The organism is Pseudodesulfovibrio profundus (assembly GCF_900217235.1).
Taxonomy (GTDB): domain Bacteria; phylum Desulfobacterota; class Desulfovibrionia; order Desulfovibrionales; family Desulfovibrionaceae; genus Pseudodesulfovibrio; species Pseudodesulfovibrio profundus.
Genome location: NZ_LT907975.1, coordinates 3,294,220 through 3,316,673 on the forward strand (window position 1 = coordinate 3,294,220; position 22,454 = coordinate 3,316,673).

Genomic DNA, 22,454 nt, shown 5'->3' on the forward strand with positions numbered 1-22,454 from the left:
TCATGGGGAGCAAACATGGACGCATGCGGTGCGAGGTTGTTGTCCAGCCGTCCGGCTCCGGCACGGAGTCCCGGCTGGTTCTGCTTGCAGCCCTTTTGACGATCCTTATCTGCGGGGCGGTCATCATGCTCCGCAATACCGCTGCCACAGCCAAAGAGGTACCCGGCTGGCAGATTGATGCTTTCGAGGACCTCGGTGCCGAGGAATTGGCTGTTTTCAACGGCCTGTATACGGCGGCTCCGGAAATCGAAATGTTCCATGAGGACGAGGGGGACTGGCCATCGGTAGATCAACTGGCCGCGGATTTTATCCCGCCTTTCATGCAGGACGCCGCCTGGGAGATCAACGGGGCCATGGGCTGGAGCCGCACCATTATTTCTACTCATGACAAGCACATAGCCCTTTATGTAGGGCATCCTGCGACTCCGTCTGTCTCCGGCTCATTCATGTTGGTCATGCTCCATGATCACGTGAAGAAGGAAGGGAACGCCAATGCTTCCGCCCATGCGCCATATGAGGTCTGGCTACATCAGTCACCGGTTGCAGAGGTCCCCTCTGCGGTCACGGATCAGGCCCTTATCAATACGGGGTGGCGTGAAGTCGTGGCGCGGAAGGGTAGTGATGAAACCCGACAAACCAAAGAGGAGTTCATGCAATGATGAAACGATTACTCCTGGCCCTGTTGGGCGTTTGTCTCATGGTGGGGTCGGCCCACAGCTCGGAGAGGCCGCGTATCGGTGTCACCTTGCACCCGTACTACAGCTTTGTCTCGGCTATTGTCGGTGAAACAGCCGAGGTCGTGCCGCTGATCGGCGAAGGGTTCAACCCGCACAACTACCGGCCGCAGCCGGAAGACATCAAGAAATGCATGACGCTTGATGCACTGGTGGTCAACGGAATCGGGCATGATGAGTTTGCCTTCGATACTGTGGAAGCGGCCAATATGACAGGAAAACTACCGCTCGTTTTTGCGAACAAGGATGTCTCGCTCATACCGGTATCCGGGCATCTGGACGGCAAGAGGGTTGTCAATCCACATACGTTTGTGTCCGTTACGGCTTCGGTCCGACAGGTGTACACCATTGCCAATGAGCTGGGCATACTGTTCCCGGAACAGGCGAAAATATTTCGGAGCAATGCTCGGGCCTATTCAAACAAGCTGCGCAGGTTGAAAGCGCAATACATGGCCCGGATTGCCGAGCTGCCGAGCATGGATTTTCGCTGTGCAACCATTCACGGTGGCTACGATTATCTCTTCCAGGATTTCGGCCTTCAGGTGACAGCGGTCATTGAGCCGGGGCACGGGCTCAAGCCGACGGCCAGTCAACTCGCCAGGACCATCGATCAGATCAAGGGACTGGGTGTTGATGTGATTTTTACCGAGATGAGACCTCTGCGCATCCCCTTTTCGCGTCCGTGCCTTGCGCTCCGCACCCAATTTGATGTTCTGACCGCACCCCAGCTTGGGCTCATTCCCGGCCTTTTCCTGCCATTTCTGGCCGAAATGCCGGATTTTGGACGCACCTCTCCCTTCAGGCTCGCGCCAGTCGAACAGCTTTTTTCAAATTGAACGCCATGGCGAGGATGTGGAACTCTCCCTCCACCTTCTCACGACCCACGTATCGGGACCGAAAGAATGCGTAGCCACGTTTGAGTGTGCCGAAGGCCCGCTCGACTATTTGCCGAATGCTGCTGATGTCACGGTTGCGGGTCTTTTCGAAGTCTGTCAGCCTGCCGCCACGAGGCGTCTTGTCCATGGTTCCGTCCTCCAAATCGCGATCAAACAGAATGTCCCGGTTCTTCCCGCTGCAATAGCCCTTGTCCGCATAAACCCGTGCGCCGGGATCAAGGCCGACGCCATTCACGAGCCGCTCGAATTCGCCCGTGTCCGAATGGTTCGCGGGAGTGATGTGACCACAGAGCAGAAACCCGTCTCGACTGTCCGTCGCGGCATGGAGCTTGTAGCCGTAATAGGCCCGATTTCTCTTGCGGAGCCAGGCCGCCTCCTCGTCATCCGAATAGCTGACCCGGCAGTCCACCGGCCCATCCTGTTCTTCGGCGTCCTCGGAACGGTCCTCAGGCATCACGTCGATAACCTTGCGCGGCCGCCGCTGCGACTCGACTACCGAGGCGTCCACCACGGCTCCCTCACGGACAAGAAGCCCTTGTCCTTCAAGCTGGCGGTTAAGCATGTCGAGCAAGGAGTCCAGCACCTTCAGGCGGATCAAACCGTTACGGAAACGGCATATGGTGGTCTCGTCCGGCACGTCGTCCTCGATGGAAAAACCGGTAAATCTGACAAAGGAGAGCCGGTCGAGCAGCGCCTGCTCCACGCCCGGATCACTCAGGTTGTACCAACGCTGCAAGAGCAGAATCTTGAACATCGCCAGAGGCGGATAGGCGGGATTGCCCACGGCGTTGGCCTTGCGCCTGATCTTCTTGCACAGAAAGGCGTTGATGGGCTGCCAGTCGATGAGTTCGTTGATCTCATCCAGAAATGTGGTCTTGGTTCTGCGGTGCCCCAGGAAGTAATCACCCAACCGAGGTCCTTTCTGCCGAATAGCCATGCCTTCCTCCTTTGGATGGAGAAATAATAGCATAATAAATCAAATAGTTAAAGAGTAAAAGTGTGGGATTTGCCGTGCAGAGGTCTCGAGATGGCATTCCCCGACAAATACGTGGATACGATCCAGGCGGAAACAGGTATTCGCATCCGTCATCTCTCCCATCTGACGCATGGCACCTATTCTGAAGATGGATTTGAAAAGGGGCTCCGCGCCAACCTCGAAGCACTGACTGAAGCACTCATTGATGCCAGAACCATGGAGCAGGGAGGCTAGCATGGCGATGTCTTTACGCTTCAATCAGGGGCCATCCATTCATTTCGATTCCGTTGCCCTGGCGCTTGGCGGGAACTCCATTCTTCACGATATCTCCTTTGCCGTGGAGGCGGGAACCATCCATTATGTCATCGGTCCCAACGGCGGCGGCAAAACATCACTCATCCGCTGCCTGCTTGGGCAGATGCCGCACACCGGAACCATTCGTATCTGCTGGGGCAATGAAACTTCTGTGGGGTACGTGCCGCAGGCGTTGGACTTTGACGACACACTGCCCATGACCGTTGTCGATTTCATGGCCATGATCGGCCAGAGTCGTCGTCCCGCATTCCTCGGATTCAGGAAAGGCAAAGACAAAAAGGCATATGAGACATTGGACCGTGTCGGCATGCTCGGACGCAAGGACCGGCCTTTCGGCTCGCTGTCCGGCGGTGAGCGCCAGCGGGTGTTGCTTGCTCAGGCCCTGCTGCCCGAACCGAAGCTGCTGATACTCGATGAGCCTGCCACGGGTCTGGACAAGGCCGGGGCAGCCATCATGCATGGAATCATCGAAGAGCTATCCGCAGCCGGGACCACTGTTGTCATCATTCATCATGATCTTGGTGTGGTTCGTGACATGGCCCATGGCGTCACCTGCCTCAATCGAGAGCTTCTCTTTTCCGGCGACCCAGCCACCGAACTGACACCGGAACGCATCTTCAACATTTTTTCGACAACGGCAAAGGCGGCCTGATTCATGGAATACCTCTACGATCTCATTCGGTTGCCGGTTATCGAGATGGCAAAAGCAGGGTATCTGCCGGAGTTTTTCCAGTACGCCTTTGTGGTCAATGCGCTTTTGTGCGCGCTGGTGGCCGGACCACTGCTTGGCGGCATCGGGACCATGGTCGTTTCCAAACGGCTGGCCTTTTTTTCGCAGGCCGTGGGGCAGGCAGCCCTGACCGGCGTGGCGCTCGGTGTGATGCTGGGCGAGCCGGTGACCGCGCCGTATGCCTCGTTGTTCGGGTTTTGTATCCTGTTCGCCCTGACCATGAATTATACCCGCAACCGCACCCGCATGAAGCAGGACACGGTTATCGGCGTGTTTCTGTCCATCTCTCTGGCTGTGGGCGCGTGCGTGCTGCTCTATGTCACCGCCAAGGTCAACATGCATGTGCTCGATAACATCCTGTTCGGCTCCATCCTGACCGTGAATGACACTGACATGAACGTGCTGCTCCTTATTGGCGCTCTGTGCATCGCAGTGGGGATACCGACGTACAACCACATGCTGCTGGCCAGCTTCAACCCGAGTCTGGCGCAGGTGCGCGGCGTCAATGCCCGGCTGTACGATTACGTGTTCGTACTCATGATCACGGTTATCACGGTGGCCTGTCTCAAGATTGTCGGCGCGGTCCTTGTTGAGGCGTTGCTTATCATTCCGGCTGCCGCGGCCCGGAATATCAGTCGTTCGATGAAGGGGTTCTTTTTTTACAGCGTGATCTTCGCCTCCGTTTCCTGCTTTCTCGGCATCATTGTGCCCATGCAGTTTGAGATCCCGGTGCCATCCGGTGGGGCCATTATTCTTGCCGCGTCTTTTTTGTTTGCCATAACCGCCGGACTCCGCGCTTTTTCCGGTTCCTTCAAAGGGGCTGCCGTATGATGCGTTCCGTTTCACTCTCCATCATTCTGCTGCTTGTTTTTGCGTCCAATGCAATTGCAAAGGACAAGTCGATAACCGTTCTGACATCCCTTGAAGTAACGACTGCCTTGGCCGAGGCCCTGACCCGGGGAACGTCCATCCGGGTGATCAATGTCATTCCTGATGGCTACTCCATGCGTGGGCAGGACGCGTATCTGAAAAAGCACCAGGCGTCGTTTTTCGAGAAGGCGAGAGAAGCCGACGCCGTCCTGACTGTGGGGGCGGCATGGCCTGCTGATCCACTCTATAAATGGGCGCGGCGTGGCAACATCCGTATCGTGAACATCGATGTGTCCAAGCCGCTGGATGAGTATGGTGCGGGCGTTCCGCTGCTCGAAGTGGCGGGCAAGTACTCTCCCTATGTATGGCGCAGTCCGGCCAACCTGACCCGCATGGCGTCCATCGCTTCCGATGACCTGTGCCGTCTAACGCCAGGGGACGCCACGCGTATCAAGGCCAATCTTCAGGAAGTGCAGAGCGTGCTGTTCCGACTGCGAAGCAAGTATGAAGCCGCTTCTCTCGATCTGGCCGCAGTGGAGCTTGCCGCGTTCACCACCGGATACACCTATCTGATTAACGAGTTCGGACTGGAGGTGATGGAGTATTTCCTTCGCTCCGAATCAGCGTGGTCGGACAGTGATATGGAGCGCATGATTGCGCAGATAAAGGGGGCAGGGGTCAAAGCTGTTGTCTGCCCATGGGAGCCGGACGCGAAGGGCAGGCACGTCATTGAACGTGGCGGAGCCGTTCCCGTGGTCCTGCAGGCCTTCAAGCGAGCAGAAGAAGAAAACCCAGTGGATGCATTGATCGGTTGGTACGAAGGGAATCTCTCTCGTCTGATCAATGCGTTGCATAATTAGTGGGAGGAATATCCTTGGATACAATCATAGCCATACTCATCATTATTGTTGCGGCATTTTTCGTGTTCAACAAAGTCAGGAAGCAGTTGCAGGCCAAGGACGGATGCGGCTGCGGAGGCGATTGCGGCGCACCATCGAAAAAGAATGTTTCCCCATGCTGCGACAATGAAGGGGAGAACTGCTCATGCGACAAATAGGAGTATTCATTCGAAATACATCGCTATCCCCCATCTCACTCAGTGTTCTTTGCTTTGCCATGTGCGTGGTCTTGGCTGGTGAAGCCATGGCTCACTCCCTGTTCATCCAGTCCGGTAGACATGTGGTGAAGGAAGGCAAAAAAACGCCGCTCTTTTTTGCCTACGGTCATCATTTTCCGGTGGATGACGGTGTCCGTTCCAAAAAACTGGCGTCTATCAAAGTCCATGATCCAGCAGGGGCGGTGACAGAGTTTTCCCCTCGCAAGGAAACGTGTCTTCAATCGCAGATGGTGGAATACTATACGCCGGGAGTATATGTGCTGACCGCCGAAACCAATCCCGGCCATTACACCAAGTGGGTGGACAAGAAAGGGCGAGATCGCAGCTCCATCAAACCCATGAGCGCTGTGAAGGACGAGGCTTCAGAAATCGTCAAATCCCTGTATTCCAAACAGTATGCCAAATCATATGTCCGCTGCGGGGAGCCTGACGGCATGTTCGCAGGCCGCGTTGGGTTGGCATTGGAATTGGTGCCCATGCAGGATCCGACCACGTTGAAGCCTGGGGATACCCTGACCCTCAAGGTGTTCAAGGACGGCAAGCGATACGATGGGGATGGACATTGGAATGCGACCTACGGCGGCTACTCTACGGAGTCCGAAGACCTCTATCAGCCCGGCATGGATGTATCCGGTGATACCATCACGGTTTCTCTGGATCATCCCGGCAAGTGGTTCATCCGATACTTCATTAAGACGGACGCCACAGACGAAATGAAGAATGAGTATTTTCAACTCAAGGAAACGGCCACCCTCGTGGTGCTTGTTCCCAATGAGCGCAGGCAGGCATTACCCAACCATCATTAGCAGGTATTTTTGTACAGGCAGGCTCTTCGGTTTATAGCCCACATCAGGCCGGAGAGCTTGCCGCCCCCTTGCAAACAGAACAAAGGATCGACGATGAATATCAGATATCAGACAGATCGACACTGTATGCAGTCCCATCGCTAACGGTGGGAGAGCGGCGTGTGCTGCCTGCATGAAACTTCAACACAGTGAGGTCTTTATGAGCAAGACTTTGATCGTTTACGGTTCCACTACCGGCAATACCGAAAGCGTGAGCGACGACATCGCCAAGATTTTGGAAAAGAACGGACATAGCGTGGAAATTCAAGATGCTGCCGATATTTCTGTCGACGGCTTGGCGGATCAGTTCGATACGGTGCTTCTCGGTTGTTCCACCTGGGGCGAAGATGAAATCGAATTGCAGGACGATTTTATTCCGTTATTTGAAAATCTTGAACAGGCGGCGCTCAAAGGGAAGAAGGTCGCTGTATTCGGTTGCGGCGATTCCTCCTACGAATACTTCTGCGGTGCCGTGGATGTCATTGAAGAGAAGGCCGGAGAACTGGGGGCCGTCTTGCTCGGCGAATCCCTGAAAATCGACGGTGATCCTGAACCCGAGGAAGTTTCGGCCTGGACAGAGTCGATCATGACGAAGATGTAACTGTTCGCATTGGGCGAACTGTTTGCTTACAAGCCGCCAATGGACTGGCGGTCTGACGCTGCGGCACCCTGACCGGGGTGCCGCTTTCACGTAATGAATTGCGGGGCCGTGCGCCCTCGTGTAGAAAACAGGAGAGGAGACAGCCTATGGATTTCACGACGATCGCAACACTTAGAAAATATCTGTCCATCAAGCACAGCCTGCCGGGAAGGATCAGGATCAAGTTTTCTGCAGGCATTATGAAAGATCCGGAAGCATTGAAGCTTGCACAGTCGCCGCCAGATATGCCGGACGCGGTGAAAGAGGCCAAGGTCAATATCTTTTCGCGTACGTTGCTCCTTGAATATGATGCCGATTTGGTGTCACCGGATTTGCTGGAAGAACTCATCACTACCGAAGACGACCACCGGGCTGCGGAAATCGTCGAAACCATTCACGATACAATATTCGCATAACCCTGCTTGATGTGTGCTTTCATTTGAGAGCAGATGCGGGAAAAAAAGCGTATATTTTTGGATTGACTTTGAGAATCGTTTTCAATATGTTCAGTTCGGCGTCAACGATGAAAGGCTTTTAGCTCGCTGTTATCGTTGATTTTTGAACGAATTGGCCCTGCGAATACGAACAAGTCAGACCAAGGAATAGCAATGAGTTCTTCAAAGTCCATAGCGCGGCGTTCTTCTTCCAAATCCCGTAAGGAACAGCTCCACGATCAGCAAGGCAAGACTTCTTCCCGGTCTCGGAAGCGCAATGTTGTTCAGGCTGGAGGGGTGGTTCTCTCCTTGGCAGGGGTTTTGGCGTGCAACTATCTGGGCCTTGGTCTTGGCAGAGCTGTTTGTCATGGACTGCTTGTGGCAGCCCTAGGTGCGCCCCTTCGTTCTTCTTCTCGCCAGCGCGTTCGCGTTTAAGAAAATCATTCTCAAAGTTGTAATATTGTTTCACATTGTGGTAGTGGGATAATTTCCTGCTATCATTAAGGAGTTGTGGAAAATGAACGAGTTGACTGAGAAATTGTTGTTGATTGCTGCCGGAGCTGCTGTGGGTGCCGCTGGCTACATGGCCATAAAGCACCCGGAAGAGTTCAAGGAATTCATGGGAAAAGCGGCAGATCTGGGACAGGACTTTTTTGAGAAGACCGTGAACGAGATGGCTGAGCAGATGACTCCGCCCAAGGACGCATAGGGGGCGTTATGGCTGTAAACAGAATCGCATATCTTATTGCCGGAGCCGCGCTCGGTGCCGCTGGAATGGCGCTGGTCAAGGAAGGAAAAGGTGAGAACCTCCTGCAGAATCTGGTGCAGGGTGGACACGGACTGACGGAAAAACTCCTCTGTACGGTTGAGACCATCAAGGAAGACGTGGAAGATTATTTGGCGGAAGCCAAGTATGCCCATGAGGAGAAGGCCGCTGCCGCTGCTGCCGCCGCTACGGCCACCGCTACAGCAGAAGAGACCAAACCGGCTCCTAAAAAAGCTGCTCCCCAAAAGACTGCCGCCAAGAAGAAGATCACAGCCAAGAAGGCTCCGGCAAAGAAAACGGCAGCTAAAAAAACTGCTCCTAAAAAAGCTGGGACTCAGGCTGCCAAGAAAAAGACCGCTGCCAAAAAGCCGGCAGCCAAAAAGCCGACGACCAAGGCTAAGGCTCCATCGAAAAAGGCTGACTCCAAATAGTTATGGGACGCTCTTTCGTGGGCGTTATAATTCAAACATGCATGGGGACATGGTTGGTGCATGAGCATTGTTCGAAGCATACCCGGTAGAATCCGATTTGAAGCCGATTCAGAACAGGCTGCCCTGTATTGCAAGGATAGTTTGCTGGCTGAATTCGGTGACGATTTTGAGGAAGCAGAATTTTACTATTCGGAGCGTTCCGGGCGAGGCCTTGTCCTCTTCGAGAAGGATCGCCAACTCACTGACAAAGCAATCGGGGTCATGGCAAAGGCATTGAAGACATCATTGGTGTCGGATTTGCCTGAATGTCGTAGTGCTGCCCTTGGTGATGAAAACGCCTGTGGTCTGCCCGCTCTTAGCAATGGAGCATACGAGCAGGATGAGTTGGAAAATCCGTTCTGGATTGTAGCCAAGAAGGTATTCAATTTTTATACGACCCGTCTTTTGATGCCCATGGCTTTGCGCCCCTACTGGACCGCTTTCAGCGTGGCCCCGCTGATTTTCGAGGGCGTGCGCTCACTGTTCCAGCGAAAGCTCAATGTCGCCGTGCTTGATGCTGCTGCGGTCGGTTCTGCTCTGGCCATGCGCGATTACGGCACGGCCGGAACGATCCATCTGCTACTTGATATCAGCGAAACCCTGGAAGACTGGACCCGTGAAAAGTCCCGCAAGGATTTGGCGTCGCTCTTTGCCGGTGACGGCAAGCCTGCGTGGGTGCTTCGCAAGGGAGAGGAAGTCCAGATAGCGCTGGAAGATTTGGTCGTCGGTGATCTGGTCGTTGTCCGCTCCGGCTCCCGAATCCCCGTGGATGGGGTGGTTGCCGATGGCACCGCCATGGTCAATCAGGCTTCCATGACGGGTGAGCCGTTGTCAGTGAAGTGCAGCGTCGGAAAGGAAGTCTACGCCGGTACCGTTGTGGAGGAAGGCAAGATCGTCATCCTGTCAGAAGGCGTGGGTGATCAAACCCGTTTCGCCAAGATCGCGCAGGTTATCGCTGACTCGGAGTCCATGAAAGCGGACATTCACGGTCAGGCGGTGAAACTGGCCGACAAGATCGTCCCGTTCTCCTTCATTCTGTCCGGGATCATCTTTGCCATCACTCGAAACTGGATGCAGGCGGCCGCTGTCCTGATGGCAGACTATTCCTGCGCCATTAAACTATCCACGCCGTTGGCCGTTCGCTCAGCCATGCTGGAGTCCGCCCACTGTGGTGCGCTCATCAAGGGTGGCAAATATATCGAACAGCTTTCGCAGGTTGATGCCATCGTTCTGGACAAAACCGGTACGCTGACCCGCGCCACACCCGAGGTCGTCGATATTTGCCCCGTCAATGGCTATACTCGCGAGTTCATCCTTCGAAATGCAGCCTGTATGGAAGAACATTTCCCCCATCCGGTTGCCGATGCCATTGTTCGCAAGGCGGACGAGGAAGGGCTTGAACACGATGAACGGCATGCCGAGGTCGACTATATCCTGGCCCACGGTATCTCGACAACTCTCGAAGGGAACAGGATGATTCTTGGGAGCCGACACTTCATTCATGAAGATGAAGGTGTTGAGCTTGCCGGAGCTGAAGACCAGATCAAGCGGTGCACGGAGAACGGTCTGTCCACGCTTTATATGGCTGTGGGCAACAAACTGGCCGGTGTCATCGCTCTGGAAGATCCCTTGCGTGAATCCGCCTATCGGTTCATCCGGCGTTTGGAAAACATCGGCATGAAGCGCATCATCATGCTCACCGGTGATGGTGAGGCCACAGCACGAAATGTGGCTGCCGAGCTTGATATCGACGAGTACTACGCACAGGTTCTGCCGCACGAAAAGACCGAGTTGGTGGATCGCCTTCGTGAAGAGGGATACGTCGTGGCCATGGTCGGTGACGGCATCAATGATTCGGCGGCACTGAGTCATGCACACGTGGGAGTTTCCATGAAACACGGTGCGGACATAGCCCAGGAAGCCTGTGATGTGATGCTGACCAGTGAGCGCCTCGACAGCCTCATCGATGCCATGTCGCTATCCAAAATGGTCATGCGCCGAATCAAGCGGAACTACCGCTTCATCGTCGGCAGCAATACCTTGTTCATCGGACTGGGCATTTTCGGCATTATTACCCCGGCCATGCTCGCCTTCCTACATAACTCAGGAACCGTCATGACATGTGCGTATTCAATGCGGCCCATGTTACCGGAGCAATAGAAATTGTTATTTCAGATGATTCATCAGGGCGCACCACAGGGTGCGCCCTTTTTTTTGGTTTGTAGACCGTTGGAGTAGGAAAAAAGGATCAGACTACGTGAAGAAAATGGATTGTGCTTTCCGCTTTTGCCAAGTGGCATGAGCTGGTGATCAGTCTGGAATATATGAAAAATCATCCCGTAATAAGGAAGAGACAATGAAAAAGATGTTACCTAAAAATCCACTGGTAGCCGCAGGAGTCGGCGCATTGGTCGGTGCTGGAATCGCCGGTTTTAAAATGTGGAACAGCTACAAGAATGGCGAGGTCTCACAAAAGGAGGCTGTAGCAGGTGTTGTTAAACAAAGCCTCATGTTTGGCGGCGTGGCTGCTGCATCAACCTTTGCCGGAGGGCAGGGGGGCGGTGGAGTCGGGCTGGCAACCATGTCCGTGATCGGCCTTGGGGCCGGTGGGGGAGGCGGTAACATGCTGCCGGGAATGCTCTCCCAGGTGTTGGGGGGAGGAGGCGGCTCAGGTGGCATGGGCGGTGGCGGAAAAGGTGGTGGCCGCGGTGGAAGAGGGGGCGGAGGCAATCGTGGCGATGGGCAGTCGTCGAATTTGCTGGATTCCTTTTCCGAGAGTGTGGCCGACATGCTGCTGCCAAGCAAGACGCCACAAGCAGAGTTGGATAAAGTCGGTACTAATCAAGACGATGACCATGAAAACGAAAGTCCCACTGGACAAGTGAAATCCTGATGATCGGAGGAGCAGTGTGAGTGATCCGCAAAATGAAGTGGACAATGATCTTCTGGTGGCCCGAAAGCGCGCCGCCTTTTCAGTGTTGCTCAACCTGACGCTTGCAGTGGTCAAAGGGATCGCCGGTGTGATTTCCGGCAGTGCAGCATTGATTGGTGACGCCATCCACTCGGCGACCGATGTGTTTGCATCCGGCGTGGCCCTTGCCGGATTGTGGATTGCCGGTAAAAAGCATCCTTCATTCCCCTTTGGTTTGTATAAGGCAGAAAACATTGCCACGCTGGTCATTTCCATAGCTGTCATTGTCGTGGCGTACGAGATTGGCCGTGATGCCCTGCTTGGCGGATCATCCATCCCGGATGCCTCTCTGGCACTGCCTGTTGCCGTCGGTTCGCTTGTCGTGGCCACGGCGTTCGGCCTCTATCAAATGCGTGAAGGGAGGCGACTTGGCTCGCCCGCTCTCATGGCCGATGCCCGCGACTATCTTGTGGATGGCGCGTCGACCTGCGTGGTCATAGTCGGGCTGATCGGTGCCTATTTGGGATATGCTCTGGATCGTTGGGCTGCGGGTGCGGTTTCACTTTTCGTTTTCTGGGCCGGATTCCAGCTCCTCAAGGATGCCGTGCGTGACCTGCTTGATGCGGCCATGCCCAAAAAGCTGGTCCGTGAAGTGATGGAGTTGGTTGAGCAACAACCGCAGGTCGCTCGTGTCATTGAGTGCATCGGTCGGCAGGCCGGTGGCCGATTCATCGTCAATCTCGATGTGTTGTTGCGAACAGATGACCATAAAACAGCGGACAGGATTGGGGATCGTTTGGAAAAATCAGTGAAGGTGGCTTTCCCACGGATTGTCATGGTCCATGTCAGAACCCACTTCGGCCATGATGATGAGCGGCGAAGGCTGACTCCGGTTGTCGAACCGGGGGGAGCGGCGGCGGAAGGGCTTGCTTCCGCACCATGGTTCATGCTCGAAGTCATCCATGGGAAGTCGGGTGAAGTGGAAGAGCGGACCTATCATGAGAATCCGCACAAGGACGCGGAAAAACGCAAAGGATTGCTCGTAGGTCAGTGGCTGATGGGCCTGCGCCCGGATGAATTGGTTGTTCCGGATAACCATGCCGGTACAGCGGTGGTTCTTCTGGAGGAGGCAGGGGTTGTGATGCTGCCAAAATAAAAGCAGCCAGTTCCTGCTGGTGAAGAGTGGGACAGGCTTTCTCCCTGCTATTTATCATGAAAAGGCCCCGAACTGATGTCCGGGGCCTTTGAAATTATTTCAAGAGAGTTCGCTTGTTCTGGTAGAGATGCAGCGCCAGGAAATGAACGAAAACAACCCCGGCCGCGACGTGCCATTTTTCCGAGAAATACACGATTCCCAGAGCCGCTGCGATGGAAGCCATGAGACCTCGCTTGACGTAGGTGCGTCCCTTCTTTCCGGTGAGCGACTTCTGCATTGAGCTGATATTTGCTTTGACCTTTTTCATGTCCACACCAAGCGAATCAGCAATCTTTGACAGAATCTTTTCACCCGAAACCTTGGTCTTGTCGAACAGGATCAGAATGCTGCCGATTCGTTTGTTGACCTGAACCTGAACCACTCCTTTGACTTCCAGGAGGGCGTCCCGGACACCATACCCAAATTCGGCGACCTTGAGAGCCTCGTTTCTGAAGCGAATCCGACCGTGTGCTGCGGCGGCTGACATATGTATTCTCCTTGTTTGGTGACGATTATGTTACGGTCACTATAACATGACAGTAAAAGTATATGTCAAACTTCGGGAATTATTATCAACGAGACAGCCTTCCCCCGTATGTCTTGCTGATGCCGAAAAGCTGCCGAACCGATTCGCCTCTTACAGGTAGAGATACTGGACCAGGAACACCGTTATGGTCGCGGCCATGAATAGAAGCGGCGTGCCGATTCGGATGAAGTCCTTGAGTTCGTATCCTCCGGTCTCCATTGCCAGCAGGTTGGCCGGAGCGGAGTAGGGAGAAATGAACGGGCACGCGCAGGCAATGGTGGTCGTCATGATCAGTGCATGGGGCGGCATGCCGATATCCAGTGCCGCTTCGATGGCAATGGGGATGATCAGGACCGCTGTTGCGCTGGCAGGCAAAAACAGGCCCACGGCAGCGGTAAGGAAGAACAGGGCAAAGAGTATGGCTATGGGCGGCCATGCATGAACAAGAGCGGTCCAGTTGGCGGATATGGCATCCGAGGCGCCCGATTTGTCCAGCGCGGTGGCCATGGGAAGCATGCCACCAATCAGTATGATCGATTGCCAACTGATCTTCCGGTAAATCTTTTTGAGATTCACGCACCCGGTCAGCATAAGCGACAAGCCGACCAGCATGGCGATAAGCACGGTGGGCAGCACTTCAAAGGCCATGCACAGGATCATGGTCGTCAGAATCGCCACCACAAGCGGCGCCTTGTGCCGTGCGGGTAACACTTCACAGCTTTCACGCGGCATGTTCAGCAAGACAAAGTTCACCCTCTCGTCCATGAGATTCAGGATGTCCGTCCACGCTCCGCAGACAAGCAGGGTGTCACCAAAGCGGAGCCGGTGATCGGTCTTGAGGTCGCGGTCGGTCTTTCCGCCACGGCGCACGCTGATGACCGTGACATCGTACCGCCGCCGGAACTGAATCTGCTTGAGGGTCTGTCCTATGAGGCTGGAGTCGGGACCGATCAGAATTTCGGCCGCACCAATCTCCTGTAGCATCGCCTGCCGTACTTCACCGTGTAAGCGGCTGCATGCCTGGAGTTTCTTCTTCTCAGCAGCGGTTTTGAGGTCTTCCACTTCGCCCACGAGCAGGAGAATATCCCCCTCCTGAAATGGGGTTTCCACGCACGGCTTTATGAACTGGCGGCCACGCAATCGGGTCTTCTCCACGGCCAGTAGATCGAGATCAAAATTTTCACGGAGCCTGGCCTGAAACACGTTCAAGCCGATCAAGGACGATCCAGGCTGAATCTGGTACCGCCGCATTTTGTCATGGAGGTCGTATTTTTTGATGAGATCACTGGTCCGCATGCCCCGGTTAGGCGTTTCCGAACATTCCTGCGGTCCCAAAAGGCGTCGGCCGAAGAAGAGCGTGTACAAAATGGCCGCGGACAAGATGCAGAGACCAAAGGGCGTGAACTCGAAAAAGTCGATCGGTTCGAGATTGTATGAAATAACCAATTGATTGGAGATCAGGTTCTGTGTGGATGCGACCAGCGTCATCATGCCGCTGACCAATGCAGCGATGGAAATGGGGATCAACAGCCGCTTCCTGTTCAAATCCGCCTCATTGCAGACCGATACCGCCAGCGGAATGAAAATGGCGACAGTGGCCGTGGAGTTCATGAACGCACCAAGAAATCCGGCAGCGACCATGAGCAGGGTGATGAGCAGGGCTTCGCTCCCATGTCCGACATCCGCCACTTTTTTCGCCAGTCGTTGCGCTATGCCTGTATTGGATACGGCCTCACCCACGACGAACATGCAGACGAGGATGATGAGGACAGGGTTGGAGAAACCGGCAAGCGCCTCATCTGGAGTGAGTACTCCGCTAAGACTCAATGCAAGGATGACCAGTACGCCGATCAGGTCGCTACGTAATCTGTTGCTGACGAAGAGGATAGCGCTCACACCGAAAATGGCGAACGTGATGAGTGTATCGGGAGATATATTATTCATTATGTGGCTGCTGGATGAAAAGAGAGGAAAGTATGAATGGCATGATGACAACTGCTGAAAAATGTAAAACGTGAAATGGCCCCCTATCAAGAAATAGGGCGTTGAAAGTATCATCTACCGAAACACGTTCAAAATCAATATGTAGAATGTGGTGTGGTCTATTCCAACTCTTTCAGGATGTGGTCTGTCAATTTCCCGAATTCCGGCATCGCCCGACTGCGTGGTCGTTCCATGTTCACGTCGAGCACCGAACGAATACGGCCTGGACGATTGGTCATGATCACGATCTGGTCGGCAAGGTAGACAGCTTCATCGACGCTATGGGTCACCAGAACGATCGTTTTGCGCGTCAACTCCCAAACCTTGAGCAGTTCGCGTTGAAGCAGGATGCGGGTGTGGGCATCCAGTGCGCCGAAGGGTTCATCCATGAGCAATACGTCAGGATCATTGCACAGGGCACGGGCTATGGCCACACGCTGGCGCATACCGCCCGATAATTCATGGGGGTAGGCGTCGCAGAAATCAATCATGTCCACCATGCGCAAATAGTTTCGGGCACGTTCTTCGCGTTCCTTGCGCGGCGCTTTGGCAAAGGCCGGTCCCATGGCGACATTGTCTATTACTGTGAGCCAGGGGAATAGTGAATATTCCTGAAAGACGAGTCCTATCTTGCCGCACGGCTTTGATACGGCGTTGGAGCGATAGTGAACGCTTCCGCTCGTGGCGGATTCCAACCCGGCGGCGACCCGCAGAATGGTGGACTTCCCGCAGCCCGAAGGGCCGACAATGCAGGTGAAGGAATTTTCGGCAATCCGAAGTGTCACATCGGATACAGCGAGCAACGGTTCTCCGCGCTGGGTCGTATATTCCTTGGACAGGTTCTGGATATCAATGATTCGGGTGTTGGCCGCCGTGCTGGTATTGTCCGAGTACATGGTTATCTCCGCCAGGAAAAATGAGTGTGTTCGATGTGCCGGAATACCGTATCCATGCACGCGCCGACCAGCCCGATGGAAATCATGCCTGCGATGACGATGTCGGTGGAGGCGAGAGTGAAAGCGTGGGTGATCATGTATCCGATGCCCGAAAGCGAACCTGGCAGCATCTCTGCGGATACCAGGCACATCCAGGCGATTCCCAGCCCGATTCGCATGCCTGTAATGATGGAGGGCATGGCGGCGGGAAGCAGCACCTTACGAAATATCTGGCCTTCTCCGGCTCCAAGCACGCGGGCCGAATCGATAAGTGTTGGGTTGACGCTGCGCACGCCCTGAATGGTGGAGGTCAGGATCGGGTAGAATGCGCCAATGAAAATGATGAACAACATGGCGAACTTGACGTTATCCAGATAGACGTATGCCTGACCAATCTCTACGCCGGAAAGCGTTGCCAGACTGGAGATGCCGAACCACGCCATGACCAGCGGCACCCATGCCAGGGGTGGGATGGGCCGGAAGAGATTCAGGAAGCCATTGAAGAAGTGGAAAGTCGGGCCGTAATACCCCATGAGGATGCCCAGGGGGATGGCTATGATCGCGGCTGCTGTATAGCCGAGGACCACGCGTGCCAGACTGACCAGCACGTTGGCGGTCAGTGATCCCATGCCGATCAGGTCACTGGTGGGGTGAATGATGATATCAGCCACCTGTCCGATGGAGGGCAGGATAACCTGATTATCGATCCGATCAGCAAGGATCATCCAGACAATACACAGCAACGTCGGTGCCATGAGAGGGATGAAGAGGTACAGGGGACGGTTCTTCATGGGCATTTCCTGTTATGGGGGCCGGACCAGTCGGTCCGGCCCCGCAAGTTGATCAATTTAGCGGTCCAGACTGTTGTTCACAAAGGTGAAATCGAACAACTTCGACCATGTTTCTTCAGGGGAAGTGTCTTTCAAGTTACCTTTGAGTTTGTTCATGCTGCGCAGCATGTCGATGAACATCTGTTCGCCGTTCAGCCATTTCTCTGTTGGGTCTGTGCTGTAGATGATGGCAGACTTTGCCAGTGCCTCTTCCGGAGCACCAATCCAATCAGCGGAAATCTTGGCCGCTTCAGCCCGGTGGGAATTACTCCATCTGGTCGAGGTGGTCATGAGATCGGTCATGGCCTGAACAATTTCGGGGCGTTCGGCTATGAGTGATTCAGAGGCTCCCATGACGCAGCAGGGGAAATCATGCCAGTCGCCTTCGGGCGGCAGGTCGCGTGAATTGAGAGCGATGTGGCCCACACCTTTGAATTCAGCAACGGACGGATGGGGCGCAGGACCGACCCAGCAGTCGACCTGCTTGCTGAGCAGAGCGGGGATCAGGTTGGATGTGGACTTGAGGTCCACCATCAGGATGTCGGCGGTCGCATCGTTGGGGTCACCGGTGATCTTGAAGCCGGCCTTGTGCAATGCGCCTTCAAACACGACGCGGGGGGCGCTGGTCGGTGAATGGTAGCCGATTTTGAAGGGCGTCTTGGATTCATTGACGGCTGCTGCCACAGCGTCATAGCCGTTGACTTCACTATCCGCCGGGAAAACCATGGCCATGCCGTCCACATGCATGGGGCACAGCGCCTTGACCTTGGTCCCCTTATCCACGCCGCTCATGAATGCGGTGCTGGAAGCTAGGGCCATGTCCATCTGGTTCATGGCGAAAAGGGTGATCGTTTCCGAACCACTTTTGGAAACCAGAAGGGAAAGTTCTGCCAGAGGTTGGTCCTCAGCAGACATCAGCATGTATTTCTTTTTGGGGATCAGGGTTTTCAGGTAGACACCATCTTCTTTGAAGGCTTCTCCCTTGATGGCTGCCACCATAAGCGGGGTGTGGTGGGTGGTGAAGACATACCCCAGGCTGAGTTTGGGTACATCCGCTGCGGCTGCCGGTCCTGTGGTCAAAGTAATGACCAGCAACAGGGCTGCCAGCAGGAATAGTGATTTGTGAATAGCACACCGTGTCATACTGCTCTCCTTAACTGAGTTTTCTGGTTACAAGATTTCGATGAAAGCCTCGACGCGCGTACGTAATTGCTCGGTGTCGGAGGTGCTGTAGTCTGTTTCCACGCGTAAAAAGGGCAGGCCGAGTTCTCCTTCGACAAACCGCTTCACCGTGGTCGATTCCGCATTGTATGTGTGGCAGCCGAGCCAGGTCAGGTCGATGATCGCATCCACCCGGTAGGCTTCGGCCATTTCTTGAAGCGAGGTGAGCCTGTTGGCATTGGGGCTCATGCAGGAGCAGGGAATGCTGAGATAGCGCCGGGCCAGTGCTTCCCATGGATCGCCGGTTTCGTCGACAGGCAGTGTCATTCCCTTGAGTCCGGTACAGTTCTCCATGCACACAACCCGACCTCCGAGTTCATCAATTATGTTGATGAGCTTGTCCGACCCTTTGCCCGAAGGGCACCCTGTAAGCAGTATTCGAGGATTGGATTTGGCTGGAAGATTCGGCTGGGCCAGATGAGCCTCCAGGTCTCGACGAAGCTCGGTGAGAGCCGCCAGATATTTGTGGGGATAGACGGAGAAGGATTTGCTCTCCTGTATGGCAAGGAGGTCTCCGGCGGTCAGCGGTGAACGGTCGTCTGCGGCCGATTGGGCCACACGGGCCAGTTCGGATCGAATGGCGTTCTGTTCCGCAATTTCACGGGCCAGCGCTTCGTCGGTGACTTCTGTGCCAGAATATGAAGTGAGAAAGGCCGCCAGTTCGTGAAGACCATGCAACCAGTATTGGAGCGCGGCTTCGCCCGTTTGCGTGTGCGGCAACTGCATGAGGTGAAGCGGCTTCAGGCGCCCCATCAATTCATACATCTTCTTTTTACCGTCGCAGGTTGTCTCGGCAATCAGCACATCAGAGGCAGAGAAAAACGGGCAGGTTCCGTTGATCGCGTAACCGTAGCTCGACTTGATCAGCGGACAAAGGCTTGGCGGAAGTTCGCGTTCCGCTTCCTTTATCGGGTCCTGCTTTTTGCCGCACAGGCTGATAGGAGCAACATTGGCCGCGCGGATCACTTCGGTGGGAGCGTAGATACAGTAGACGCCAGCCACAGTGCCTCCATCCTCTCTCCATGCGTCCAGGTCTGCGATGCTCAGTTCAGAAAAATTAATGAAATGTTTAATATTCATCGTTTTCATCCTTCGGATGACGGCTGTCATCTGCGTGCGATGTTCACATGTTGCTATTTAGTGTGTTAATTTTAACTATTGAGAAAATGAATAGATACAGAGGGAGACTTATCTGAAGTGAGAGGGTCGTGCAAGAAATTGATCTTCTACATGGTGTTGCACCGAAGAGAAGAGTGACATCTGATTGGTGGAGTGGGCTGGGATCAAAATGACAAAGGGGACGCCATGCGAATGCATGGCGTCCCCTATCTATTAATGTATGGAAGGAAGCTATCTACAGAATGTAGTAGACGGCTGCCAGTCCGGTGATCGACATGGTGATCGTATATGGCAGGGCCAGGTAGACCATTCGTCCGTAGGACAACCGAATGACGGGCGCGAGGGCGCTGGTAAGCAGGAACAGGAACGCGGCCTGTCCATTGGGGGTTGCGACGGACGGGATGTTGGTACCCGTGTTGATGGCAACGGCCAGCTTGTCGAAGTGGGTCATGATCTGTCCGGCCTGACGGGCAGCTTCGCTCGGAAGGGTTGCCAGCACATCGGCACGGGCCACTTGCGTATCGGTGAGCTTGTCCATCAATGCCTGACCGGTCATCCCGATATCTGGAACTGTGCCGAGCATCTGCACAAAGTGGAGCTTGGTTTCCGAGATGTACACCGTGGCTACGAAGACATTATCGGAAATGGCCGAAAGCACGCCATTGGCGATATAGTATGCGGCCAGCTGATCCTGCCCTTCGAGGCTGAGTACGTAATTGATGATCGGCGCGAAAAGGTGCTGGGAGTGGATGACGGCGACAATGGCGAAAAAGACCACGAGCAGTGCGGTAAACGGCAGGGCTTCTTCAAATGCGTGTCCCAACTGATGCTCTTCGACCACGCCGGTGAAAGCGGTGAGCAGAACAATGACCGAGAGACCGATGATGCCGACTGCGGCCAAGTGGAATGCAAGGGCTACGATGAGCCAAACACCGGCCAGCGCCTGCAGCATGAGCTTGACCTTGCCGGGTTCGCCTCGCTTCTCTTCCTGGCGAATGGCTTCTTCGAGCAGGAAGGAGCGGATGTTGCCGGGGAGCTCTGCGCCGTAGCCGAATATCTTGAACTGTTCTACGGCCAGACAGGTCAGCAGACCGACGCCGAAAACGGGCATCGACACGGGGAGGACTTCGAGGAAGAAGGGCAGGAAGTGCCATCCCATTTCACTGCCGATGAGCAGGTTCTGAGGCTCTCCGACCAGCGTACATACACCGCCCAGTGCCGTACCTACGGCACCGTGCATCATCAGGTTGCGCAGGAAAGCGCGAAACGCACGCAGTTCTTCGCGGTTGGTCTGTTTGAGGGAGTCGTCAGAGGCGAGATCATGGGTGTCGCCTTGATTCATGCCGGAAACGAACCGGTGGTAGACATTGTAGAAACCATAGGCCACGGCAATGATGACAGCGGTTACGGTCAGCGCATCAAGAAAGGCGGACAGGATGGCGCCTGCAAGACAGAAAAGCAGGGAAATCAGTTTCTTGGATCTGACTTTGACCAGGATGCGCGTGAAGGTGAACTGGAGAAAATCTTTCATGAAGTAGATGCCTGCCACCATGAATATGAGCAGCAGGATGACTTCAAAGTTGTTGTGCGCCTCATGATAGACGACTTCAGGGGTGGTCAGTCCCAGGGCGATGGCCTCAATGGCGAGAAGTCCGCCCGGTGGCAGGGGATAGCACTTGAGTGCCATGGTCAGGGTGAAGATGAACTCGGCGATCAGCAACCAGCCGGTCACGAACGGGCCGGCAGTCAACAGAATCAACGGGTTCAGGATAAGGAACGCAAGGATGGTGAATTTGTACCAACGAGGCGCGTTGCCAAGAAACAAATTGAAAAAGTGAGTCATGCGTGATGATTGCATCAATTAATCCCATAACAGTCTTGAACCGGCGTGGCCGGAAAATGCGATACGTGCTCAGACCGAAAACGGTTGAGCAAGACAAGGTGTCAGTATTGGCAGAACTGAAATGGGATGGGTCAACCTGTGTTGAACAATGCAAAGCTGCCCGCAAAAAAACAATCAATCTCGTAAACGACGGCAGTGTCCATTGAGAAACCTCCTGTGGGTGGTGTCTCCGTGGGGGCTCAGTCGGTGGGCATAAAAATGCGACCAGAGGCTGGGTCTCGCGCGGATAGGAGAATTTAGTTTTCTGGAGTCCATATGTCAAGAATCGAACATTTTTGGTTTGTGGAGTTGGGCTGAGGGGGCTTTACGTGCTCGCTTTGTACCTATTCGGACCTAGTCCGTTGCCTGCTGAAGATAACTCCAGAATAAAGGATATCGTTTTTGTCAGAATTTGTTGCCCATTACTTCTTAGGCATGCTACGAAAATGTCATCTTTTGGAAAGGGGCTCCAAAAACCGGCACTTATGTGAAAAGAACTGCTACGAGGAAGGTGTCAATGAAATTTGAAACGGTGCTGCGGTATAGTGCATTTATAGCGGTGGCTATCGCATTGGGTATGGGGCTATATTTGGCCAAAGAGTCAAAAGCCACATCATACCTATCCAGCGATGCCATTGCCTGCACCAACTGTCACGTCATGGAGAGCTATTACGCCAGTTGGCAACATAGTTCCCATGCCATGCGGGCTGTTTGCGTTGACTGTCATTTACCGGTGGACAACTACATCGATAAATACGCGTCAAAGTCCCGCGACGGATGGAATCATTCCGTGGCTTTCACCCTGAACACCTATGGAAAGCGCATGCTCATCACTGATGACGGCGCCCGTCGTGTACAGGAAAATTGTATCCGTTGTCATTCCAGTCGTTCTAAAACACTCATCAAAAACATCGACCGCTATCATGCTTTCGACAGCGAGACACTCGGAGATCGAAAGTGCTGGGATTGCCATCGTGAGGTGCCGCACGGAAAGGTGCGCAGCATCAATGGCACACCCAATACTCTCGGCGTACGATGGGACCGTTAAACCTTTTTGGG

General features: G+C 54.4%; 25 protein-coding genes. 17 read left to right on the forward strand and 8 right to left on the reverse strand.

The window, feature by feature from the left end; all coding sequences use genetic code 11:
• The first annotated feature begins 2 nt into the window (after positions 1-2).
• Positions 3-659: a DUF6162 family protein gene (locus tag DPRO_RS15505; RefSeq protein ID WP_157917522.1), complete on the forward strand. Its 657-nt coding sequence runs from the start codon at positions 3-5 to the stop codon at positions 657-659.
• Positions 656-1,570, forward strand: coding sequence for a metal ABC transporter solute-binding protein, Zn/Mn family (locus DPRO_RS15510; protein ID WP_232005623.1), 915 nt, complete (start codon positions 656-658; stop codon positions 1,568-1,570). Before DPRO_RS15505 ends, DPRO_RS15510 begins: the two co-directional genes overlap by 4 nt.
• On the opposite strand, the gene DPRO_RS15515 is transcribed toward DPRO_RS15510, so the two are convergent.
• Complete coding sequence (locus DPRO_RS15515) at positions 1,533-2,600, reverse strand: IS5 family transposase (RefSeq protein ID WP_097010253.1); 1,068 nt, start codon at positions 2,598-2,600, stop codon at positions 1,533-1,535. The genes DPRO_RS15510 and DPRO_RS15515 overlap by 38 nt on opposite strands.
• Positions 2,601-2,657: 57 nt before the next feature.
• On the opposite strand from DPRO_RS15515, the gene DPRO_RS15520 reads away from it, so the two are divergent.
• From DPRO_RS15520 to DPRO_RS15585, 14 genes are all read left to right on the forward strand, one after another.
• Positions 2,658-2,840, forward strand: coding sequence for a hypothetical protein (locus DPRO_RS15520; protein WP_197706476.1), 183 nt, complete (start codon positions 2,658-2,660; stop codon positions 2,838-2,840).
• Between the two features lies 1 nt (position 2,841).
• Positions 2,842-3,573: a metal ABC transporter ATP-binding protein gene (locus tag DPRO_RS15525; RefSeq protein WP_097012880.1), complete on the forward strand. Its 732-nt coding sequence runs from the start codon at positions 2,842-2,844 to the stop codon at positions 3,571-3,573.
• 3 nt (positions 3,574-3,576) lie between these two features.
• A complete protein-coding gene (locus tag DPRO_RS15530) occupies positions 3,577-4,482 on the forward strand; it encodes a metal ABC transporter permease (RefSeq protein ID WP_097012881.1) in 906 nt (301 codons plus the stop codon).
• Complete coding sequence (locus DPRO_RS15535) at positions 4,479-5,381, forward strand: metal ABC transporter substrate-binding protein (RefSeq protein WP_097012882.1); 903 nt, start codon at positions 4,479-4,481, stop codon at positions 5,379-5,381. The genes DPRO_RS15530 and DPRO_RS15535 overlap by 4 nt, the downstream gene beginning before the upstream one ends.
• Positions 5,382-5,395: 14 nt before the next feature.
• On the forward strand, positions 5,396-5,578 hold the full coding sequence (locus DPRO_RS15540) for a FeoB-associated Cys-rich membrane protein (RefSeq protein ID WP_097012883.1): 183 nt from the start codon (positions 5,396-5,398) through the stop codon (positions 5,576-5,578).
• Entirely contained in the window at positions 5,566-6,444 is an 879-nt protein-coding gene (locus DPRO_RS15545) for a DUF4198 domain-containing protein (protein ID WP_232005624.1), read from the forward strand. The genes DPRO_RS15540 and DPRO_RS15545 overlap by 13 nt, the downstream gene beginning before the upstream one ends.
• A 199-nt stretch (positions 6,445-6,643) precedes the next feature.
• The gene (locus tag DPRO_RS15550; RefSeq protein WP_097012884.1) at positions 6,644-7,084 is read left to right on the forward strand and encodes a flavodoxin; all 441 of its coding nucleotides are present in this window, start codon (positions 6,644-6,646) and stop codon (positions 7,082-7,084) included.
• 146 nt (positions 7,085-7,230) lie between these two features.
• Positions 7,231-7,539: an HMA2 domain-containing protein gene (locus DPRO_RS15555; protein WP_097012885.1), complete on the forward strand. Its 309-nt coding sequence runs from the start codon at positions 7,231-7,233 to the stop codon at positions 7,537-7,539.
• Positions 7,540-7,731: 192 nt separating this feature from the next.
• The gene (locus DPRO_RS20135) at positions 7,732-7,992 is read left to right on the forward strand and encodes a hypothetical protein (RefSeq protein ID WP_157917523.1); all 261 of its coding nucleotides are present in this window, start codon (positions 7,732-7,734) and stop codon (positions 7,990-7,992) included.
• An 82-nt stretch (positions 7,993-8,074) separates the two neighbouring features.
• The gene (locus DPRO_RS15565; protein WP_097012887.1) at positions 8,075-8,266 is read left to right on the forward strand and encodes a hypothetical protein; all 192 of its coding nucleotides are present in this window, start codon (positions 8,075-8,077) and stop codon (positions 8,264-8,266) included.
• A gap of 8 nt (positions 8,267-8,274) precedes the next feature.
• A complete protein-coding gene (locus DPRO_RS15570; RefSeq protein ID WP_097012888.1) occupies positions 8,275-8,754 on the forward strand; it encodes a hypothetical protein in 480 nt (159 codons plus the stop codon).
• A gap of 60 nt (positions 8,755-8,814) precedes the next feature.
• Positions 8,815-10,953, forward strand: a complete 2,139-nt coding sequence (locus tag DPRO_RS15575) for a heavy metal translocating P-type ATPase (protein ID WP_097012889.1) — start codon at positions 8,815-8,817, stop codon at positions 10,951-10,953.
• Between the two features lie 196 nt (positions 10,954-11,149).
• Complete coding sequence (locus DPRO_RS20415; RefSeq protein ID WP_197706477.1) at positions 11,150-11,686, forward strand: hypothetical protein; 537 nt, start codon at positions 11,150-11,152, stop codon at positions 11,684-11,686.
• A gap of 16 nt (positions 11,687-11,702) precedes the next feature.
• Positions 11,703-12,860 (forward strand): cation diffusion facilitator family transporter, encoded by a 1,158-nt coding sequence (locus tag DPRO_RS15585; protein WP_097012890.1) that lies wholly within the window; start codon positions 11,703-11,705, stop codon positions 12,858-12,860.
• 94 nt (positions 12,861-12,954) lie between these two features.
• Here the strand turns inward: DPRO_RS15585 and DPRO_RS15590 are convergent, their stop codons facing one another.
• The 7 genes from DPRO_RS15590 to nhaB all read right to left on the reverse strand — a co-directional run bounded on the left by DPRO_RS15590 (position 12,955) and on the right by nhaB (position 21,371).
• Positions 12,955-13,386, reverse strand: a complete 432-nt coding sequence (locus DPRO_RS15590) for an HMA2 domain-containing protein (RefSeq protein ID WP_097012891.1) — start codon at positions 13,384-13,386, stop codon at positions 12,955-12,957.
• A gap of 150 nt (positions 13,387-13,536) precedes the next feature.
• Positions 13,537-15,369 (reverse strand): SLC13 family permease, encoded by a 1,833-nt coding sequence (locus DPRO_RS15595; RefSeq protein WP_157917524.1) that lies wholly within the window; start codon positions 15,367-15,369, stop codon positions 13,537-13,539.
• 158 nt (positions 15,370-15,527) lie between these two features.
• Positions 15,528-16,304: an ABC transporter ATP-binding protein gene (locus tag DPRO_RS15600; protein WP_097012893.1), complete on the reverse strand. Its 777-nt coding sequence runs from the start codon at positions 16,302-16,304 to the stop codon at positions 15,528-15,530.
• Between the two features lie 2 nt (positions 16,305-16,306).
• Positions 16,307-17,134: an ABC transporter permease gene (locus DPRO_RS15605; RefSeq protein ID WP_097012894.1), complete on the reverse strand. Its 828-nt coding sequence runs from the start codon at positions 17,132-17,134 to the stop codon at positions 16,307-16,309.
• A 57-nt stretch (positions 17,135-17,191) separates the two neighbouring features.
• On the reverse strand, positions 17,192-18,316 hold the full coding sequence (locus DPRO_RS15610; RefSeq protein WP_097012895.1) for a CmpA/NrtA family ABC transporter substrate-binding protein: 1,125 nt from the start codon (positions 18,314-18,316) through the stop codon (positions 17,192-17,194).
• A gap of 27 nt (positions 18,317-18,343) precedes the next feature.
• Positions 18,344-19,474 (reverse strand): double-cubane-cluster-containing anaerobic reductase, encoded by a 1,131-nt coding sequence (locus tag DPRO_RS15615; protein ID WP_097012896.1) that lies wholly within the window; start codon positions 19,472-19,474, stop codon positions 18,344-18,346.
• 274 nt (positions 19,475-19,748) lie between these two features.
• On the reverse strand, positions 19,749-21,371 hold the full coding sequence (nhaB, locus tag DPRO_RS15620) for a sodium/proton antiporter NhaB (RefSeq protein ID WP_173806807.1): 1,623 nt from the start codon (positions 21,369-21,371) through the stop codon (positions 19,749-19,751).
• A gap of 541 nt (positions 21,372-21,912) precedes the next feature.
• Between nhaB and nrfH the strand changes: the two genes are divergently transcribed.
• Entirely contained in the window at positions 21,913-22,443 is a 531-nt protein-coding gene (gene nrfH / locus DPRO_RS15625; protein ID WP_097012897.1) for a cytochrome c nitrite reductase small subunit, read from the forward strand.
• The last annotated feature ends 11 nt before the right edge of the window (positions 22,444-22,454 follow it).

What these genes read in the sequence shown, in the direction of transcription:
- DPRO_RS15615 (WP_097012896.1), bottom strand. Translation starts at nt 19,474, where the DNA reads ATGAATATTAAACATTTCATTAATTTTTCTGAACTGAGCATCGCAGAC.
- DPRO_RS15535 (WP_097012882.1), top strand. Translation starts at nt 4,479, where the DNA reads ATGATGCGTTCCGTTTCACTCTCCATCATTCTGCTGCTTGTTTTTGCG.
- DPRO_RS15520 (WP_197706476.1), top strand. Translation starts at nt 2,658, where the DNA reads ATGGCATTCCCCGACAAATACGTGGATACGATCCAGGCGGAAACAGGT.
- DPRO_RS15595 (WP_157917524.1), bottom strand. Translation starts at nt 15,369, where the DNA reads ATGAATAATATATCTCCCGATACACTCATCACGTTCGCCATTTTCGGT.
- nrfH (WP_097012897.1), top strand. Translation starts at nt 21,913, where the DNA reads ATGAAATTTGAAACGGTGCTGCGGTATAGTGCATTTATAGCGGTGGCT.
- DPRO_RS15575 (WP_097012889.1), top strand. Translation starts at nt 8,815, where the DNA reads ATGAGCATTGTTCGAAGCATACCCGGTAGAATCCGATTTGAAGCCGAT.
- DPRO_RS15505 (WP_157917522.1), top strand. Translation starts at nt 3, where the DNA reads ATGGGGAGCAAACATGGACGCATGCGGTGCGAGGTTGTTGTCCAGCCG.
- DPRO_RS20415 (WP_197706477.1), top strand. Translation starts at nt 11,150, where the DNA reads ATGAAAAAGATGTTACCTAAAAATCCACTGGTAGCCGCAGGAGTCGGC.
- nhaB (WP_173806807.1), bottom strand. Translation starts at nt 21,371, where the DNA reads ATGCAATCATCACGCATGACTCACTTTTTCAATTTGTTTCTTGGCAAC.
- DPRO_RS15545 (WP_232005624.1), top strand. Translation starts at nt 5,566, where the DNA reads ATGCGACAAATAGGAGTATTCATTCGAAATACATCGCTATCCCCCATC.
- DPRO_RS15610 (WP_097012895.1), bottom strand. Translation starts at nt 18,316, where the DNA reads ATGACACGGTGTGCTATTCACAAATCACTATTCCTGCTGGCAGCCCTG.
- DPRO_RS15600 (WP_097012893.1), bottom strand. Translation starts at nt 16,304, where the DNA reads ATGTACTCGGACAATACCAGCACGGCGGCCAACACCCGAATCATTGAT.
- DPRO_RS15570 (WP_097012888.1), top strand. Translation starts at nt 8,275, where the DNA reads ATGGCTGTAAACAGAATCGCATATCTTATTGCCGGAGCCGCGCTCGGT.
- DPRO_RS15590 (WP_097012891.1), bottom strand. Translation starts at nt 13,386, where the DNA reads ATGTCAGCCGCCGCAGCACACGGTCGGATTCGCTTCAGAAACGAGGCT.
- DPRO_RS15510 (WP_232005623.1), top strand. Translation starts at nt 656, where the DNA reads ATGATGAAACGATTACTCCTGGCCCTGTTGGGCGTTTGTCTCATGGTG.
- DPRO_RS15525 (WP_097012880.1), top strand. Translation starts at nt 2,842, where the DNA reads ATGGCGATGTCTTTACGCTTCAATCAGGGGCCATCCATTCATTTCGAT.
- DPRO_RS15555 (WP_097012885.1), top strand. Translation starts at nt 7,231, where the DNA reads ATGGATTTCACGACGATCGCAACACTTAGAAAATATCTGTCCATCAAG.
- DPRO_RS15565 (WP_097012887.1), top strand. Translation starts at nt 8,075, where the DNA reads ATGAACGAGTTGACTGAGAAATTGTTGTTGATTGCTGCCGGAGCTGCT.
- DPRO_RS15605 (WP_097012894.1), bottom strand. Translation starts at nt 17,134, where the DNA reads ATGAAGAACCGTCCCCTGTACCTCTTCATCCCTCTCATGGCACCGACG.
- DPRO_RS20135 (WP_157917523.1), top strand. Translation starts at nt 7,732, where the DNA reads ATGAGTTCTTCAAAGTCCATAGCGCGGCGTTCTTCTTCCAAATCCCGT.
- DPRO_RS15530 (WP_097012881.1), top strand. Translation starts at nt 3,577, where the DNA reads ATGGAATACCTCTACGATCTCATTCGGTTGCCGGTTATCGAGATGGCA.
- DPRO_RS15550 (WP_097012884.1), top strand. Translation starts at nt 6,644, where the DNA reads ATGAGCAAGACTTTGATCGTTTACGGTTCCACTACCGGCAATACCGAA.
- DPRO_RS15515 (WP_097010253.1), bottom strand. Translation starts at nt 2,600, where the DNA reads ATGCTATTATTTCTCCATCCAAAGGAGGAAGGCATGGCTATTCGGCAG.